The organism is Micrococcus sp. KRD096, from assembly GCF_017168495.1.
Classification (GTDB): domain Bacteria; phylum Actinomycetota; class Actinomycetes; order Actinomycetales; family Micrococcaceae; genus Micrococcus; species Micrococcus luteus.
Genome location: NZ_JABFAY010000010.1, coordinates 46850 through 60726, shown reverse-complemented (window position 1 = coordinate 60726; position 13877 = coordinate 46850). Strand labels below are relative to the sequence as shown.

Below are 13877 nucleotides of genomic sequence, written 5' to 3'. Positions count from 1 at the left end.
CCGCCCCGTCACCGACGGAGGTGTTCCGCGCGGCCCGCGACCTGCTGGTCGAGTGCCAGACCGACTATGAGCGCGCCCGCGCCGAGTTCGAGTGGCCCCGCTTCGAGCACTTCAACTTCGGCTTCGACTGGTTCGACCGCCTGGCCCAGGACCCGGCCCGCGCGGACGTGCCGGCGCTGATCATCGCCGAGGACGACGGGCGCAGCACCGAACGCACCTTCGCCGAGCTCTCCGCGGCCTCCAGCCGGGTGGCGAACTGGCTCTCCGCGCAGGGCCTGCGCCGCGGCGACCGCCTCATCCTGATGCTGAACAACCAGGTGGAGCTGTGGGAGTTCATGCTCGCCTGCATCAAGCTGCGGGTGGTCATGGTGCCCACCACCACGCAGATGACCTCCGGGGACCTCGAGGACCGCGTGACGCGCGCCGGCGCCGCGTGGGCCGTGGCCGGCGCCGAGGACCTGGCCAAGTTCGCCGGCGTCGGCGAGGACCTGCACCTGGTGCACGTGCCGGGCGTCTTCGCGGAGGGCCCGGCGCGCCGCGCCCCCGAGGTCGCCGGCCACACCGTGCTCTCCTACGACGACGCCGACGACGCCGCCACCGAGCTGACCCCGGCCGAGCCGACCCCCGCCGACGAGACGCTGCTCTTCTACTTCACCTCGGGCACCACCTCGAAGCCGAAGCTCGTGGAGCACACCCACACCTCGTACCCGGTCGGCCACCTCACGACGCTCTACTGGATCGGTCTGGAGCCGGGCGACGTGCACCTCAACGTGGCCTCCCCGGGCTGGGCCAAGCACGCGTGGTCCAACTTCTTCGCCCCGTGGATCGCGGAGGCCACGATCTTCGTGCACAACGCCCGCAAGTTCGACCCCGCGGCCCTGATGGCCAACATGGCGCGCTACGGCGTCACGAGCTTCTGCGCCCCGCCCACCGTGTGGCGCATGCTCATCAAGGCGGACCTGGCGCAGCTGACGACCCCGCCGACCAAGACCATCTCCGCGGGCGAGCCGCTCAACGCCGAGGTGATCGACCAGGTGCACAAGGCGTGGGGCACCACGATCCGCGACGGCTTCGGGATGACCGAGACCACCCTGCAGATCGCCAACACCCCGGGGCAGAAGGTCGTCATCGGCTCCATGGGCCGCCCGCTGCCCGGCATGGACGTCACCCTGCTCGACCCGCTCACGGGCCAGGAGGCCGAGGAGGGCGAGATCTGCCTGCGCCTGGACCCGCGTCCGGTGGGCCTGCTGAAGTCCTACTACGGCAACCAGGAGAAGACGGACGAGGTGTTCCGCGACGGCGTGTTCCACACCGGTGACATCGCCCGCCGCGACGAGAACGGCGTGCTGACCTATGTGGGCCGCGCGGACGACGTCTTCAAGTCCTCGGACTACAAGGTGTCCCCGTTCGAGCTGGAGTCGGTGCTGGTCAAGCACCCGGCCGTGATGGAGGGCGCGATCGTCCCCACCCCGGACGAGCTGCGCCTGGCCGTGCCGAAGGCCTTCGTCACCCTCGCCCCGGGCCATGAGCCCACCGCGGAGACCGCCCGGGCGATCCTGCAGTTCACGCTCACCCAGCTGCCCCCGTACAAGCGCATCCGGCGCATCGAGTTCCTCGAGCTGCCGAAGACCATCTCGGGCAAGATCCGCCGCGTGGAGCTGCGCAAGGCCGAGGTCGAGCGCGCCCAGACGGGCGCCGCTCCGGACGGCTACGGCACCGAGTTCCGGGAGGAGGACCTGGACCTGCAGCGCTGACCGGCCGTTCCCCGCCACCGCCCCGTCCGTGTCCGGCGGTGGCGGGGGACCCCCGGTGCGCCGCTAGTCTGGAGCGCCATGAAGAAGCCACCCCTCGCCCAGGACCCCATCCGGGAGGCCGCCCGGAACTGGGAGCGTCACGGATGGGGTGACGTCGCCCGCCCGATGGCCGCCATCACCTCGATCATGCGGGCCCAGCAGATCCTGCTGGGTCGGGCGCAGGCCGCGCTCAAGCCCTACGGGCTCACCTTCGCGCGGTACGAGCTGCTGGCGCTGCTGAACTTCTCGCGCGAGAAGCGGATGCGGATGTCCAAGGCGTCCGCGCTCCTGCAGGTCCACCCCACTTCGGTGACCAATGCGGTGGACCGGCTCGAGGCCGCCGGGCTGGTGGAGCGCACCCCCCACGAGTCGGACCGCCGCGCGCTCGTGCTCGCCCTCACGGACGAGGGCCGGCGCGTCGCCGTCGCCGCCACGGAGACGCTCAACGCCGAGGTCTTCGGCCGCTCCGGCTTCGATCCGGCGGACGTGGACACCCTCATCGACGTCCTCGGCCGGTTCCGCGCCCAGGCCGGTGACTTCGAGGCCGACGGCCCCGACGCCGGTGCACCCGCGACGGCGGAGCACACCTCCTCCTGACGCGCTCCCCGGCCTCCGGACCGTCCGGCTCAGCGGGGCTCGAGGCGCACGGCGCCGTCGAGCCGGATGACCTCGCCGTTGAGGAACGGGTTGGACACGATCTGCTCGACGAGCAGCGCGTAGTCCTCGGGCCGGCCGAGGCGGGCCGGATGCGGGGTCTTGGTGGACAGCGCCTCGCGGGCGGCCTCGGGCAGGCCGGCCATCATGGGCGTCTCCATCAGACCGGGGGCGATCGTGACCACGCGGATCTGCGAGGAGGCGAGCTCGCGGGCCGCGGGCAGGGTCAGCGCGACCACGGCGCCCTTGGAGGCGGAGTACGCGATCTGGCCGATCTGCCCGTCGTAGGCCGCCACGGAGGCGGTATTGACGATGACGCCGCGGTCCTCGCCGAGCGGCTCCTGCGCCTTCATCGCGGCGGCGGCCTGGGCCATCATCGACACGGTGCCGACCGCGTTGATCGCCAGAACCCGGCTCAGCACCTCGGCGGACAGCGGCCCGTCGCGACCCACGAGCTTGCCCGGCGTCGCCACCCCGGCGCAGTTGACCAGCACCCGCAGCGGCCCGGCCTCCAGCGCGGCGGCCACGGCCTCCCGGGCGGTGTCCTCGGCGGTGACGTCGCCCGTCACGAAGCGCGCACGGGGACCGAGGGCGGCCACAGCGTCCGCGCGGACGGTCTCGCCCTCGCGGTCCGGCAGGTCCACCACCACGACGGCGGCGCCCGCGTCTGCCAGGCGGCGGGCGGTGGCATGGCCGAGGCCCGAGGCCCCGCCGGTGACGATCGCGCTCTGGTTCGACAGGTCCATGGGCGGACCCTCCCTTCCTCCTCGGGATACCCCCCGATTTCGATAGTTGCATGTCCTACGTTCTCATCCTAGATTAGCGGACGAGTAACCCAGATCACACGCACGGCCGGGCCCGCCCCGCCCGCCGTGGGCGGCGCCGCCCGGCGTCCGCCTTCCGCCTGGACCCGCGAGGAGCCCCCATGTCCGAGAAGACCGCGCCCACCGAGACCGCCCCCGTGATCCCCCACTTCGTGCACGGCGAGCGGCGCGAGGGCGCCTCCGGTCGGCACAGCGACGTCTACCACCCGGCCACGGGCCGCGTGGCGGGCCGCGTGGCGCTGGCCTCCGCCGAGGAGATCGACGCCGCCCTGGCCTCCGCCGAGGAGGGCTTCGCAGCGTGGTCGACGCTGAATCCGCAGCGCCGCGGCCGCATCCTGCTGCGCTGGGTCGACCTGATCAACGAGAACATGGACGAGCTGGCCACCGTGCTCGCCCAGGAGCACGGCAAGACCTTCCCGGACGCCAAGGGCGACATCCAGCGCGGCATCGAGGTCGTGGAGTTCGCCGCGGGCGCCCCGCACCTGCTCAAGGGTGAGTTCACCGCCGACGCGGGCACCGGCATCGACGTGCACTCCATGCGCCAGCCGCTCGGCGTGGCCGTGGGCATCACGCCCTTCAACTTCCCGGCGATGATCCCGCTGTGGAAGGCCGGCATCGCCCTGGCGGCGGGCAACGCCTTCGTCCTCAAGCCCTCCGAGCGCGACCCCTCCGTCCCGGTGCGCCTGGCCGAGCTGGCCCTCGAGGCCGGCATGCCCGCCGGCGCCCTCAACGTGGTGCACGGCGACAAGGCCGCCGTGGACGCGCTCATCGAGGACCCGCGCGTCAAGGCCGTCGGCTTCGTCGGCTCCACCCCGATCGCGCAGTCCATCTACGCCCACGCCGGCCGCATGGGCAAGCGCGCGCAGTGCTTCGGCGGGGCCAAGAACCACGCCGTGGTCATGCCGGACGCGGACCTCGAGATGACCGCCGCCGCCCTGGTCGGCGCCGCCTTCGGCTCCGCCGGCGAGCGCTGCATGGCGATCTCCGTGGCCGTCCCGGTCGGCGAGGAGACCGCCGACCGCCTGATCGCGCTGCTCCGCGAGCGCGTGAAGGACCTCAGGGTCGGCCCGTCGCTCGAGGCGTCCTCGGACTTCGGCCCCGTCGTCTCGAAGGACGCGAAGGAGCGCATCGAGGGCTACATCGCGGCCGGCGTCGAGGCGGGCGCCGACCTGGTCGAGGACGGCCGGGGCGTCGTCGTCGAGGGCCACGAGGACGGCTTCTACGTGGGCGCCACCCTGTTCGACCGCGTCACCCCGGAGATGAGCATCTACCGCGAGGAGATCTTCGGCCCGGTGCTCTCCGTGGTCCGCGCGAAGGACTACGAGGAGGCGCTCACGCTCGTGAACGAGCACGAGTTCGGCAACGGCGTGGCCATCTTCACCCGCGACGGCGACGCCGCCCGCGACTTCTCCACCCGCGTGGACACCGGCATGGTCGGCGTGAACGTGCCGATCCCCGTGCCGATCGCCTACTACACCTTCGGCGGCTGGAAGGCCTCCGGCTTCGGCGACCTGAACCAGCACGGCACGGACGGGCTGAAGTTCTACACCAAGACGAAGACCGTCACCACGCGCTGGCCCTCCGGCGTGCGCGAGGGCGCCAGCTTCGTGATGCCGGCCGGCTCCTGACCGCCCCGCAGCCCGTCCTGACCAGGAGGACCCCATGACCACCGTTCTGTTCCTCGGCCTCGGCCACATGGGCGGCCCCATGGCCGCCAACCTCGCCGCCGCGGGTCACCGCGTGCTCGGCTTCGACCTCGTCCCCGAGGCCCTCGAGAAGGCCCGCGCGGCCGGCGTCGAGACCGTCACGGACACGGCCGCGGCGGCCGCGGAGGCCGACGTCGTGCTGACCATGCTCCCCCACGGACGCCTGGTGCTGGACGTCTACCGGGGTGAGGACGGCGACGGCGGCCTGCTCGCCGCCGCCCGCCCCGGCACCGTGTTCCTGGACTGCTCGACCATCGACGTCGCCGAGGCCCGCGAGGCGGCCGCGGCGGCGGAGGCGGCGGGCATGCGGGCGGCCGACGCGCCGGTCTCGGGCGGCCAGGTGGGCGCCGAGGCCGGCACCCTCGCCTTCATGGTGGGCGCCTCGGACGAGGTGTACGCCGAGGTGCTGCCGCTGCTCGAGGTCATGGGCGCGCGGATCGTGCACTGCGGGGCCGCCGGCCTGGGCCAGGCCGTGAAGATCTGCAACAACATGGTGCTGGGGGTCACGCAGATCGCCGTCGCCGAGGCCTTCGTCCTGGGCGAGCGCCTGGGCCTGCAGCACCAGGCCCTGTACGACGTGATGAGCAAGGCCTCCGGGCAGTGCTGGTCCCTGACCACCAACTGCCCGGTGCCCGGCCCTGTCCCCGGCTCCCCCGCGAACCGGGACTTCCAGCCCGGCTTCGCCGGCGCCCTGATGGCCAAGGACCTCGGGCTCGCGCTCGCGGCCCTGGACGAGCAGGGCGTGGCGGCCGACCTGGGCCGCCTCGCGCAGGCCAAATACGCCGAGTACGCCGCCGGAGAAGGCGCCGCCCGCGACTTTTCCGGCATCATCGAGGACATCCGAGCATCACACACGGACAGGAGCGAGGCATGAGCGAGCAGACCACCCCGGACGGCGCCGAGTCGCCGATCATCGTGGAGCGGCAGGGCCGGGTCGGCCATATCCGCCTGAACCGGCCGAAGGCCCTGAATGCGCTGAACGAGGCGACGATGCGTGCCGTCGTCGCGGCGGTGCAGGAGCTGGACACCGACCCGGAGATCGGGGCGATCCTGCTCTCCGGCTCCCCCAAGGCGTTCGCCGCCGGCGCGGACATCAAGGAGATGGCCACCAAGGAGTTCTCCGAGATGTACGCGGCCGACTGGTTCGCCGGCTGGGACGGGCTCACCCGTGCCCGCACCCCCATCGTGGCGTGCGTGACCGGCTACGCCCTCGGCGGCGGCTGCGAGCTGGCCATGATGGCCGATGTGCTCGTGGCCGGCGAGGGCGCGAAGTTCGGCCAGCCCGAGATCAACCTCGGCGTCATCCCCGGCATGGGCGGCTCCCAGCGCCTGACCCGCGCCGTGGGCAAGGCGAAGGCCATGGACATGATCCTCACCGGCCGCATGATCGGGGCCGAGGAGGCCGAGCGCATCGGGCTCGTCTCCCGCGTGGTGGCCGACGAGAAGGCCCTCGAGGAGGCGCTGGAGGTGGCCGCGACCATCGCGTCCAAGTCCAAGCCGGCCTCCTGGATGGCCAAGGAGGCCGTCAACGCCGCGTTCGAGACCACGCTTGCCCAGGGCATCGCCTTCGAGCGCCGCGTGTTCCACTCCGCGTTCGCCACGGCGGACCAGAAGGAGGGCATGGACGCGTTCACGGCTAAGCGCGAGGCGGGGTGGCAGCACCGATGAGCGACGCGCAGACCACGGCGACGACGGCCCCCGCGGCCGGGCAGGACGGCGCGGCGGACGAGGTGCTCCTCGAGGTCCGCGACGGCCTCGGCCGCATCACGCTGAACCGTCCGCGCGCCCTGAACGCGCTGACGCAGGACATGGTCCGGGCGATCGACGCGGCCCTGACCGACTGGGCCGCGGACCCCGCCGTGCGCGGCGTGCTGATCCGCGGTGCCGGGGAGAGGGGACTGTGCGCGGGCGGCGACGTCGTCTCCCTGCGCGCCTCCCTCTTGGCGGGGCGGTTCGCGGAGGCCGAGGAGTTCTTCCGCGACGAGTACGCGATGAACGAGCGCATCGCCGCCTACCCCAAGCCGTACGTGGCCTTCATGGACGGCGTCGTCCTGGGCGGCGGCATAGGCGTGTCCGCGCACGGCTCGCACCGCGTGGCCACCGAGCGGACGCGCGCCGGCATGCCCGAGACGGCGATCGGGTTCACCCCCGACGTCGGCGGCTCCTTCCACCTCGCCCGCGCACCCTTCCAGGCGGGCCGGCACCTGGCCGCGACCTCGGCGCACGCCTCCGGTTCCGACGCGGTGGCCCTGGGCCTGGCGGACGTCTTCGTGGAGTCCGCCCGGCTGGACGAGCTCGAGCAGGCCCTCGCCGCGGCGTTCGGCGCCCTCGGCCCGGCCGCGGACGCGGGCGCGCGCGACGAGGCCGCCTTCGCCGCCGCCGACGAGGTGCTGGCCCGGTTCGCGGTGGCCGAGGACGCACAGCCCGCCTCCGCGCTGGTGGCCGGCCGGGAGTGGATCGAGGACGTCTACGACCGGGAGACGGCCGCCGAGGTCCTCGCCGCCCTGGACGAGCGCGCCGCCGCGGGCGGGGAGCACGCCGAGGCCGCGGGGCAGGCCGCCGAGGCCATCCGCACCAAGTCCCCGACCGCCGTCGCCGTGGCCCACGAGGCCCAGCGCCGGCTGGCCGCGCGCGGAGCGGACCTGACCGTGGCCGACGCACTGCGCCAGGAGTTCACGATCGCCACCCACCTGATGCGCGAGCCGGACATGGCCGAGGGCATCCGCGCGCTGCTCGTGGACAAGGACAAGGATCCGACGTGGAGCCCGGCCCGGCTCGAGGACGTCTCGGCCGAGGACGTGGCCGGGCACTTCGAGCCCGTGTCCGGGGTGGACCCGCTGCAGCTCGGCTGAGCCCGCCCCGACGGACTGCGCCCCGTGGTCACGTGCGGTGACCGCGGGGCGCCGTGCTGTGCGGGCGACCGGGCAGGCCCCCGGCGTCAGCCGATCAGGCCGCGACCCACGATCATGCGCATGATCTCGTTGGAGCCCTCGAGGATCCGGTGCACGCGCAGGTCCCGGACGAGCTTCTCCACGCCGTACTCGTGCAGGTAGCCGTAGCCGCCGTGCAGCTGCAGGGCGGTGTCGGCGGCCTCGTAGCCGGACTCGGTGGCCACGAGCTTGGCCATGGCGCACAGGCGCACGGTGTCCGGGTCGTTGCGGTCCAGGGCGTCCGCGGCGCGCATGAGCATCGTGTGGGCGGTCTCCAGCTTCACGGACATGTCCGCGAGCTCGAAGACGAGGGCCTGCTTGGTGGTGAGCGGCTCGCCGAACGCGCTGCGCTCCTTGAGGTAGCGGGTGGCCTTGTCCAGGGCGGCCAGGCCGCCGCCGATCGAGCAGGCGCCGATGTTCAGGCGGCCGCCGTTGAGGCCCTTCATGGCGATGCGGAAGCCGTCGCCCTCCTCGCCGAGGCGGTCGGCCACGGGCACGCGGACGTCCTCGAAGATCACCTGGCGCGTGGGCTGGGTGTGCCAGCCCATCTTCTTCTCGTTGGGGCCGAAGGACAGGCCGGGGGTGTCCTTGTGGACCACGACGGCGGAGATCCCCCGGGCGCCCGTGTCCGCGGTGCGGCACATGACCACGTAGTAGCCGGAGGAGCCGGCGCCGGAGATGAACTGCTTGACGCCGTTGAGGACGTAGTGGTCGCCGTCGCGGACGGCGCGGGTCTTCAGCGCGGCCGCGTCCGAGCCGGCGCCGGGTTCGGTGAGGCAGTAGCTGGCCAGGTGCTCCATGCCCACGAGGTCGGGGATCCAGCGGGCGCGCTGCTCGTCGCTGCCGAAGGAGTCGATCATCCAGGCGACCATGTTGTGGATGGAGATGTAGGCGGCGAAGGCCGGGTCCGCCTTGGCGAGCTCCTCGAAGATCAGGATCGCGTCCGTGCGCTCCAGGCCGGTGCCGCCGTACTCCTCCCCCACGTAGATGCCGCCCAGACCGAGCTCGCCGGCCTCGGCGAGGACGTCCACCGGGAAGTGCTTCTCGGCGTCCCAGTCGAGGGCGTGCGGGGCGACGCGCTGCTCGGCGAAGTCGCGGACGGCGTCGACCAGGGCCTTCTGGTCGTCGGTGATGGGGAACATGGGTTCGTCCTCCTGGGGCTCGGGCCGGCCGCGCGGGCGGTCCACGACGGGGTGGGGCGGGGGTGACACCGCGGGCGGCGACAGGGTGTGACTGTCGTCACCACGATAATAGGATACGAGATGTAGCTCCGTCTCGTGGGCTCGGAGTTGTGTATAAGAGACAGCCCGCTCCCACCCCTCCGGCCGCACGGAACAGCTGTTCGGCATCCGCCGCCACGCGCTGATGACCGAGCGGGACGGCGCCCTCAACCCGGCCGCGTTCGAGGTCGGCCCGTGGTGCCTCGACCTGGACGGCCGGCCCACCGGCGCGGCGGCCACCGTGATCATGGACAACGCCACCGCGGTGGCCGTGCACCACGCGGCCCGGGACATCGAGACCGTGGTCACCACCGAGCTGCAGGTCAACGTGCTCGGCCCGCTGCCCGCCTTCGACGCGGCGGCGGTCACGGCCGGGGACGAGGACGGCCCGCTGCTGGAGTGCTGGACCCGCCCGCTGGCCTGGGATGCCGGCGGCGGCGTGGCCCGCGCGTGGCTCGAGGACGCGGACGGGCGTCGCGTGGTCGAGGCGACCGGCTGGTTCCAGTCGGTGCCCGCCGGAGCGCCGGAGCGGATGGCCGAGTTCGTCGCCGCCGGACGGCTGCCCCGCGGGGCCGAGACCCGTGTGCCCATGCCGGAGCTGCTCGCCGCCCGCCCCGAGTCGCTGCCGACGGCCGATCCGGACACGCGCCCCGCCGTCGCCGCGGCGCCGACCGCGGGCGCCCGCTTCGCCCCGAAGCCGGAGCTGGCCAACCCGTCGGGCGCGGTCCACGGCGGGGCCATGACGCTGCGGGCGGTCACCGCCGCGCAGGCGGCCATGCCGGACCGCGAGCGCTACGACGTCCAGGCCGTGCGCGTGGTGTTCGTGCGCCCGGGGCACGGCGAGATGGTCGCCCTCACGCGGGTGCGGCACGCCGGCCGGTCCCTGCGCCTCGTGGACGTGGACCTCGTGCCGGCCGGCGCCGACGGCGTCCCCGTGGCCGACAAGCCGATGGTCCAGGTGCAGGTCACCTTCCGCGCCGCCCGGAGCTGACGCCCCGCACGCCCGGGCGCCCGAGCGCTTTCGAACGTGAGAGAGGCCCTATCCCACGTTCGAAAGCGCTCATTCCCCCGACATCACGTTCGAAAGTCCCGGGAGGAGGAGGCGTCACCGTCGTGGGGCCGGCTCAGCGGCCCACGGTGCCGAACCGGGAGGCCACGGGGGCCGTGAAGGCGGGCTTCAGGAAGAACCACGCGGCGGCGGTGACCGCCACGCTCACGAGGAACACCACGAGGCCCCACGCGTCGGTGGCCCCGCCGCGCGAGGTGTACATGTGGTTCAGGTTCGTCAGCAGGCCCGTGAAGGCCACGAGGAACACGTGCACCACGATGAACGCCACGAAGAAGACCATCACCGGGAAGTGCACCTTACGGGCCACCTCCATGGGGAACGCCTTGTTCAGTCCCTTGGCCTCCGTGGGGAACCACGAGGACATGCGCCAGCCCGTGAGGGCGGCGAGCGGGGCGGCCACGAACACCACCAGCGCGTAGGAGAGCATCTGCAGCGCGTTGTAGTGCACCCAGCCGTTCTCCGTGGGCCAGTCCAGGGACAGGTATTGGATGCCGGCGGACAGGGCGTGCTGGAACACGTGCGGGTCCGTGGGCACGATCCGCGCCCAGTGGCCGGTGGCGATCAGCAGCACCACGAAGATCAGGCCGTTGAGCAGCCACAGCGCGTCGAGGGCCTGGTGCATCCAGATGGTGAGCGAGAACTTCTTCGGGGTGTTGCCCCGCGCGGAGAACAGGCCGTCCTTCGTCGGAGTGAAGTTGGCCGGAGGCCGCGTCTCGTGACGGATCTGCAGGCCCGTCCGGATGATCAGCACCATCAGGAACATGTTCAGGAAGTGCTGCCAGCCCATCCACCAGGGCATCCCCTCGGGGGTGCCCTCGGGCAGGACCGGGTGCCCGTCGTAGGTCGCGATGAAGTCCGCCACCGGGTCGAGGCTCCGCAGCCAGCGTCCGGCCAGCACTGCGAGCAGCGCCAGCACGACGACGCCGGCCACCGCCGGCAGCGCCTTGCGCAGGCGGGACGGGGCGGCGGATTCGGCGGCGTCCGTCTCCGCGGCCCGAGCGGGCGTGCCGGTGGCGGCCCCGGGGACGGCCCGGGGCGGCTGCGCGGTGGAGGCCGGCGGGGCCGAACGGGTGTCCGGCGCGGTGGGAGCCGGCTCCGCAGCCGGCGCCGCGGCCACGGGGGCGGCGACGGCCGGTTCCGCATCGGCCGGCTCCGCGGCGGCGGGCTCGGCGGTGGCCGGCTCGGCGACGACCTCCTGCGCCACCATCTCCGGCGCGGTGGGGCCGCCCACGGCGGCGAGCTCGGTGAACCACTCCCCCTCCCGGGCGAACGGCACGTACCCGGCCATGCGTCGCCGCTTCGCGAGCGGCACGAGGTCGGACTCCACGGGAGCGCCCACCCCGGCCGCGGCCGGCGCACCGGTCGCGGAGGCGACGACGGCCGCCACGTCCGGCACGACGGGCTCGGTCTCCGCGGGTGCGGGGGCCCGCGTCGGGGACGCCGAGGCGGCGATCGGCTCGGGCGCGACGGACCGCGCCGGGGCGGCGGCCGGGATCGATCCCGCGGCCGGGGCGGGGGCGCCGCCGAGCCACTCGGCCTCGCGGGCGAACGGGACGTACCCGGCCATGCGGCGTCGCGCGGACAGGGGCGTGAGGCCCGACGTCGGCGCGGTCGGCGCCACCGGGACGGCGGCCGCGGCCGAGGCGGGGGCCGCCGTCGTGGTGTCCTGCGCCGGGGCGGGGGGGCTCGGTCTCGGCCGGGGCGCCCTTCAGGGGGACGTAGCCGGCCATTCGCTGCTTGGGCATGCTTCTCCTCGTCCGAGGGGCGCGGTCCGCAGCGGACCGCGCCCGCACCGGTTCAGCCGCGGCGGGTGCGCAGCTGCTCGATGACCTGCGGGACCACCTGGAAGATGTCCCCGACCACGCCGAAGTCGGCGTGCTCGAAGATCTCGGCGTCCTCGTTCTTGTCGATCGCCACGATGGTCTTGGCGGTCTTCATGCCGGCCAGGTGCTGGATGGCGCCGGAGATGCCGAGGGCGATGTACAGGTTCGGGGACACGATCACGCCGGTCTGGCCCACCTGGCGCTCGGCCGCGGTGTAGCCGGAGTCGACGGCGGCACGCGAGGCGCCCACGGCGGCGCCGAGCTCGTCGGCGAGCTGCTCGACGATCGCGAAGCCCTCCTCGGAGCCCACGCCGCGACCGCCGGCGACGACGGTCTTCGCGCCGCGCAGGGGCGGACGGGCGGAGTTCTGCGTGCGGGCGTTCACCTCGAGCACCCGGGCGCCGGCGGTCACCGGGCCGAGCTCGGCGGCGGCCAGCTCCACGACCTCGGGCGCCTCGACGGCCGGGGCCCGGTCCGCGACGGCGCCGGGGCGCACGGTGATGATCCGGGGGCCGCCCTCGCCGGTGGACTCGCTGAGGTAGTCGCCGCCGAACACGGAGTGGCGGGCGATGACCTCGTCGTCGGCCCAGCGCAGCCCCACGGCATCCGCGCAGACGGGGCCGCGGGCGCGGACGGACAGGCGGCCGGCCACCGCGCGGGACTCGGGGCTGCCGGAGAGCAGCACGGCCACGGGCGCGGTGCGGGCGGTCGCGGCGGCGAGGGCCTGCACGGCGGCGTCGCCCAGGGTGGTGGCGGCGTCGTCGGCCACGAGGACGTGGACGCGCGTGGCGCCGTACTCCCCCAGACGGGCGACGGCGGCGTCCCTGCCCTCCGCGCCGGTCACGAGGACGGCCTCGGGCACGCCCACGGTGGCGGCGGCGCCGAGGAGCTCGGCCACGATCGGGCGGAGCGCTCCGTCCGCGCCGATCTCGGCGTGCACCAGCACGGTCTGGCCGCTGTTCGCGGCGTCGGTCTGCGTCGTCATCTCGGTCTCCTCCACGTTCGCGCTCACACGAGCCCCCGACCCGCGAGGAACTCCACCAGCCGCTCGGCGGCGGTGCCGTCGTCGGTGACCTTCTCGCCCGCGGCACGCTCGGGACGCGTGTCCGCCGAGACCATCACGGAGCGGTAGGCGGCCTCGGCCGGGCCCGCGGCGATGCCGAGGTCGGCCAGGGACAGCACGGTGAGCGGCTTCTTCTTGGCCGCCATGATGTTCTTGAAGTTCGGGAACCGCGGCTCCGCGGTCTTCTCCGTCAGGCCCGCCACGGCGGGCAGGGCGACGGCGGCGCGCACGTCCGCGTCCGAGGTCGCCACGGTGCCGGTCAGCTCGCCGTCGGCCAGCTCGGGGGCCTCGGCGTGCGGCAGGTAGGGCCGCTCCAGGAGCTCGGCGACCATGGCGGGCACCACGCCGGTGCCGCCGTCCGTGGACAGCGTGCCGGCGAGCACGAGGTCGGCGCCCTCCTTCTCGACGGCCGCGGCGATCACGCGAGCTGTCTGCACGGCGTCCGAGCCGACGAGTGCGTCGTCGGTGATCTGCACGGCGGAGTCCGCGCCCATGGCCAGCATCTTGCGCAGGGTCTTCGAGGAGTCCTCGGGGCCCACCGTCAGGGCCACGACCTCGATGTCCGCGCCGGCGTCCCGCCAGCCCAGGGCGACCTCCATGACGCGCTCGCTGATCTCGTCCGGCACGGGCTCGGCCGCGCCGTCGCGCACCACCCAGCCGGTCTCCAGGCTCAGCTCACGCTCCTGCCACGTGTCCGGCACCTGCTTGGCCAGCACCAGGATCTTCACGGCCTCTCCTCCTTGGGTCGCGGTCTCGCCTCGGGGCCTCCGCCCCGAGCACGGTGACTTACGCTAC

At 73.7% G+C, this 13877-nt stretch carries 12 protein-coding genes; 7 read left to right on the top strand and 5 right to left on the bottom strand.

Going from position 1 to position 13877, the window contains the following annotated elements; all coding sequences use genetic code 11:
• The coding region (locus J1M41_RS04460) for an AMP-binding protein (RefSeq protein WP_241247728.1) at positions 1-1754 on the top strand (1754 nt) is incomplete at its 5' end.
• 78 nt (positions 1755-1832) lie between these two features.
• Positions 1833-2390, top strand: coding sequence for a MarR family winged helix-turn-helix transcriptional regulator (locus J1M41_RS04455; protein WP_206451232.1), 558 nt, complete (start codon positions 1833-1835; stop codon positions 2388-2390).
• Positions 2391-2419: 29 nt separating this feature from the next.
• On the opposite strand, the gene J1M41_RS04450 is transcribed toward J1M41_RS04455, so the two are convergent.
• A complete protein-coding gene (locus J1M41_RS04450) occupies positions 2420-3193 on the bottom strand; it encodes an SDR family NAD(P)-dependent oxidoreductase (protein WP_070708774.1) in 774 nt (257 codons plus the stop codon).
• Between the two features lie 179 nt (positions 3194-3372).
• On the opposite strand from J1M41_RS04450, the gene J1M41_RS04445 reads away from it, so the two are divergent.
• The 4 genes from J1M41_RS04445 to J1M41_RS04430 are packed head-to-tail and all read left to right on the top strand — an operon-like array spanning position 3373 to position 7829.
• Complete coding sequence (locus tag J1M41_RS04445) at positions 3373-4899, top strand: CoA-acylating methylmalonate-semialdehyde dehydrogenase (protein WP_206451231.1); 1527 nt, start codon at positions 3373-3375, stop codon at positions 4897-4899.
• A 34-nt stretch (positions 4900-4933) separates the two neighbouring features.
• The gene (gene mmsB, locus J1M41_RS04440) at positions 4934-5851 is read left to right on the top strand and encodes a 3-hydroxyisobutyrate dehydrogenase (RefSeq protein ID WP_206451230.1); all 918 of its coding nucleotides are present in this window, start codon (positions 4934-4936) and stop codon (positions 5849-5851) included.
• Positions 5848-6645, top strand: a complete 798-nt coding sequence (locus J1M41_RS04435; RefSeq protein ID WP_036316152.1) for an enoyl-CoA hydratase — start codon at positions 5848-5850, stop codon at positions 6643-6645. Before mmsB ends, J1M41_RS04435 begins: the two co-directional genes overlap by 4 nt.
• Positions 6642-7829 carry an enoyl-CoA hydratase/isomerase family protein gene (locus J1M41_RS04430; RefSeq protein WP_206451229.1) on the top strand — a complete coding sequence of 396 codons (1188 nt, stop codon included), beginning with the start codon at positions 6642-6644 and terminating at the stop codon, positions 7827-7829. Before J1M41_RS04435 ends, J1M41_RS04430 begins: the two co-directional genes overlap by 4 nt.
• An 86-nt stretch (positions 7830-7915) precedes the next feature.
• On the opposite strand, the gene J1M41_RS04425 is transcribed toward J1M41_RS04430, so the two are convergent.
• Entirely contained in the window at positions 7916-9049 is a 1134-nt protein-coding gene (locus J1M41_RS04425; protein WP_206451228.1) for an acyl-CoA dehydrogenase family protein, read from the bottom strand.
• Between the two features lie 223 nt (positions 9050-9272).
• Here J1M41_RS04425 and J1M41_RS04420 point away from each other — a divergent pair, with 223 nt between their 5' ends.
• Positions 9273-10118 (top strand): acyl-CoA thioesterase domain-containing protein, encoded by an 846-nt coding sequence (locus tag J1M41_RS04420; protein ID WP_241247727.1) that lies wholly within the window; start codon positions 9273-9275, stop codon positions 10116-10118.
• A 133-nt stretch (positions 10119-10251) separates the two neighbouring features.
• On the opposite strand, the gene J1M41_RS04415 is transcribed toward J1M41_RS04420, so the two are convergent.
• The 3 genes from J1M41_RS04415 to J1M41_RS04405 form a co-directional block, all read right to left on the bottom strand.
• Entirely contained in the window at positions 10252-11763 is a 1512-nt protein-coding gene (locus J1M41_RS04415; RefSeq protein WP_241247726.1) for a cytochrome b/b6 domain-containing protein, read from the bottom strand.
• 230 nt (positions 11764-11993) lie between these two features.
• Positions 11994-13004: an electron transfer flavoprotein subunit alpha/FixB family protein gene (locus J1M41_RS04410; protein WP_152744005.1), complete on the bottom strand. Its 1011-nt coding sequence runs from the start codon at positions 13002-13004 to the stop codon at positions 11994-11996.
• A gap of 23 nt (positions 13005-13027) precedes the next feature.
• Positions 13028-13810: an electron transfer flavoprotein subunit beta/FixA family protein gene (locus J1M41_RS04405; protein ID WP_063189076.1), complete on the bottom strand. Its 783-nt coding sequence runs from the start codon at positions 13808-13810 to the stop codon at positions 13028-13030.
• Positions 13811-13877 lie beyond the last annotated feature (67 nt).

Excerpts from the sequence above, each read along its gene's own strand:
- mmsB (WP_206451230.1), top strand. The coding sequence starts at position 4,934 with ATGACCACCGTTCTGTTCCTCGGCCTCGGCCACATGGGCGGCCCCATG.
- J1M41_RS04430 (WP_206451229.1), top strand. The coding sequence starts at position 6,642 with ATGAGCGACGCGCAGACCACGGCGACGACGGCCCCCGCGGCCGGGCAG.
- J1M41_RS04425 (WP_206451228.1), bottom strand. The coding sequence starts at position 9,049 with ATGTTCCCCATCACCGACGACCAGAAGGCCCTGGTCGACGCCGTCCGC.
- J1M41_RS04455 (WP_206451232.1), top strand. The coding sequence starts at position 1,833 with ATGAAGAAGCCACCCCTCGCCCAGGACCCCATCCGGGAGGCCGCCCGG.
- J1M41_RS04410 (WP_152744005.1), bottom strand. The coding sequence starts at position 13,004 with ATGACGACGCAGACCGACGCCGCGAACAGCGGCCAGACCGTGCTGGTG.
- J1M41_RS04445 (WP_206451231.1), top strand. The coding sequence starts at position 3,373 with ATGTCCGAGAAGACCGCGCCCACCGAGACCGCCCCCGTGATCCCCCAC.
- J1M41_RS04435 (WP_036316152.1), top strand. The coding sequence starts at position 5,848 with ATGAGCGAGCAGACCACCCCGGACGGCGCCGAGTCGCCGATCATCGTG.
- J1M41_RS04450 (WP_070708774.1), bottom strand. The coding sequence starts at position 3,193 with ATGGACCTGTCGAACCAGAGCGCGATCGTCACCGGCGGGGCCTCGGGC.
- J1M41_RS04415 (WP_241247726.1), bottom strand. The coding sequence starts at position 11,763 with ATGGCCGGGTACGTCCCGTTCGCCCGCGAGGCCGAGTGGCTCGGCGGC.
- J1M41_RS04420 (WP_241247727.1), top strand. The coding sequence starts at position 9,273 with ATGACCGAGCGGGACGGCGCCCTCAACCCGGCCGCGTTCGAGGTCGGC.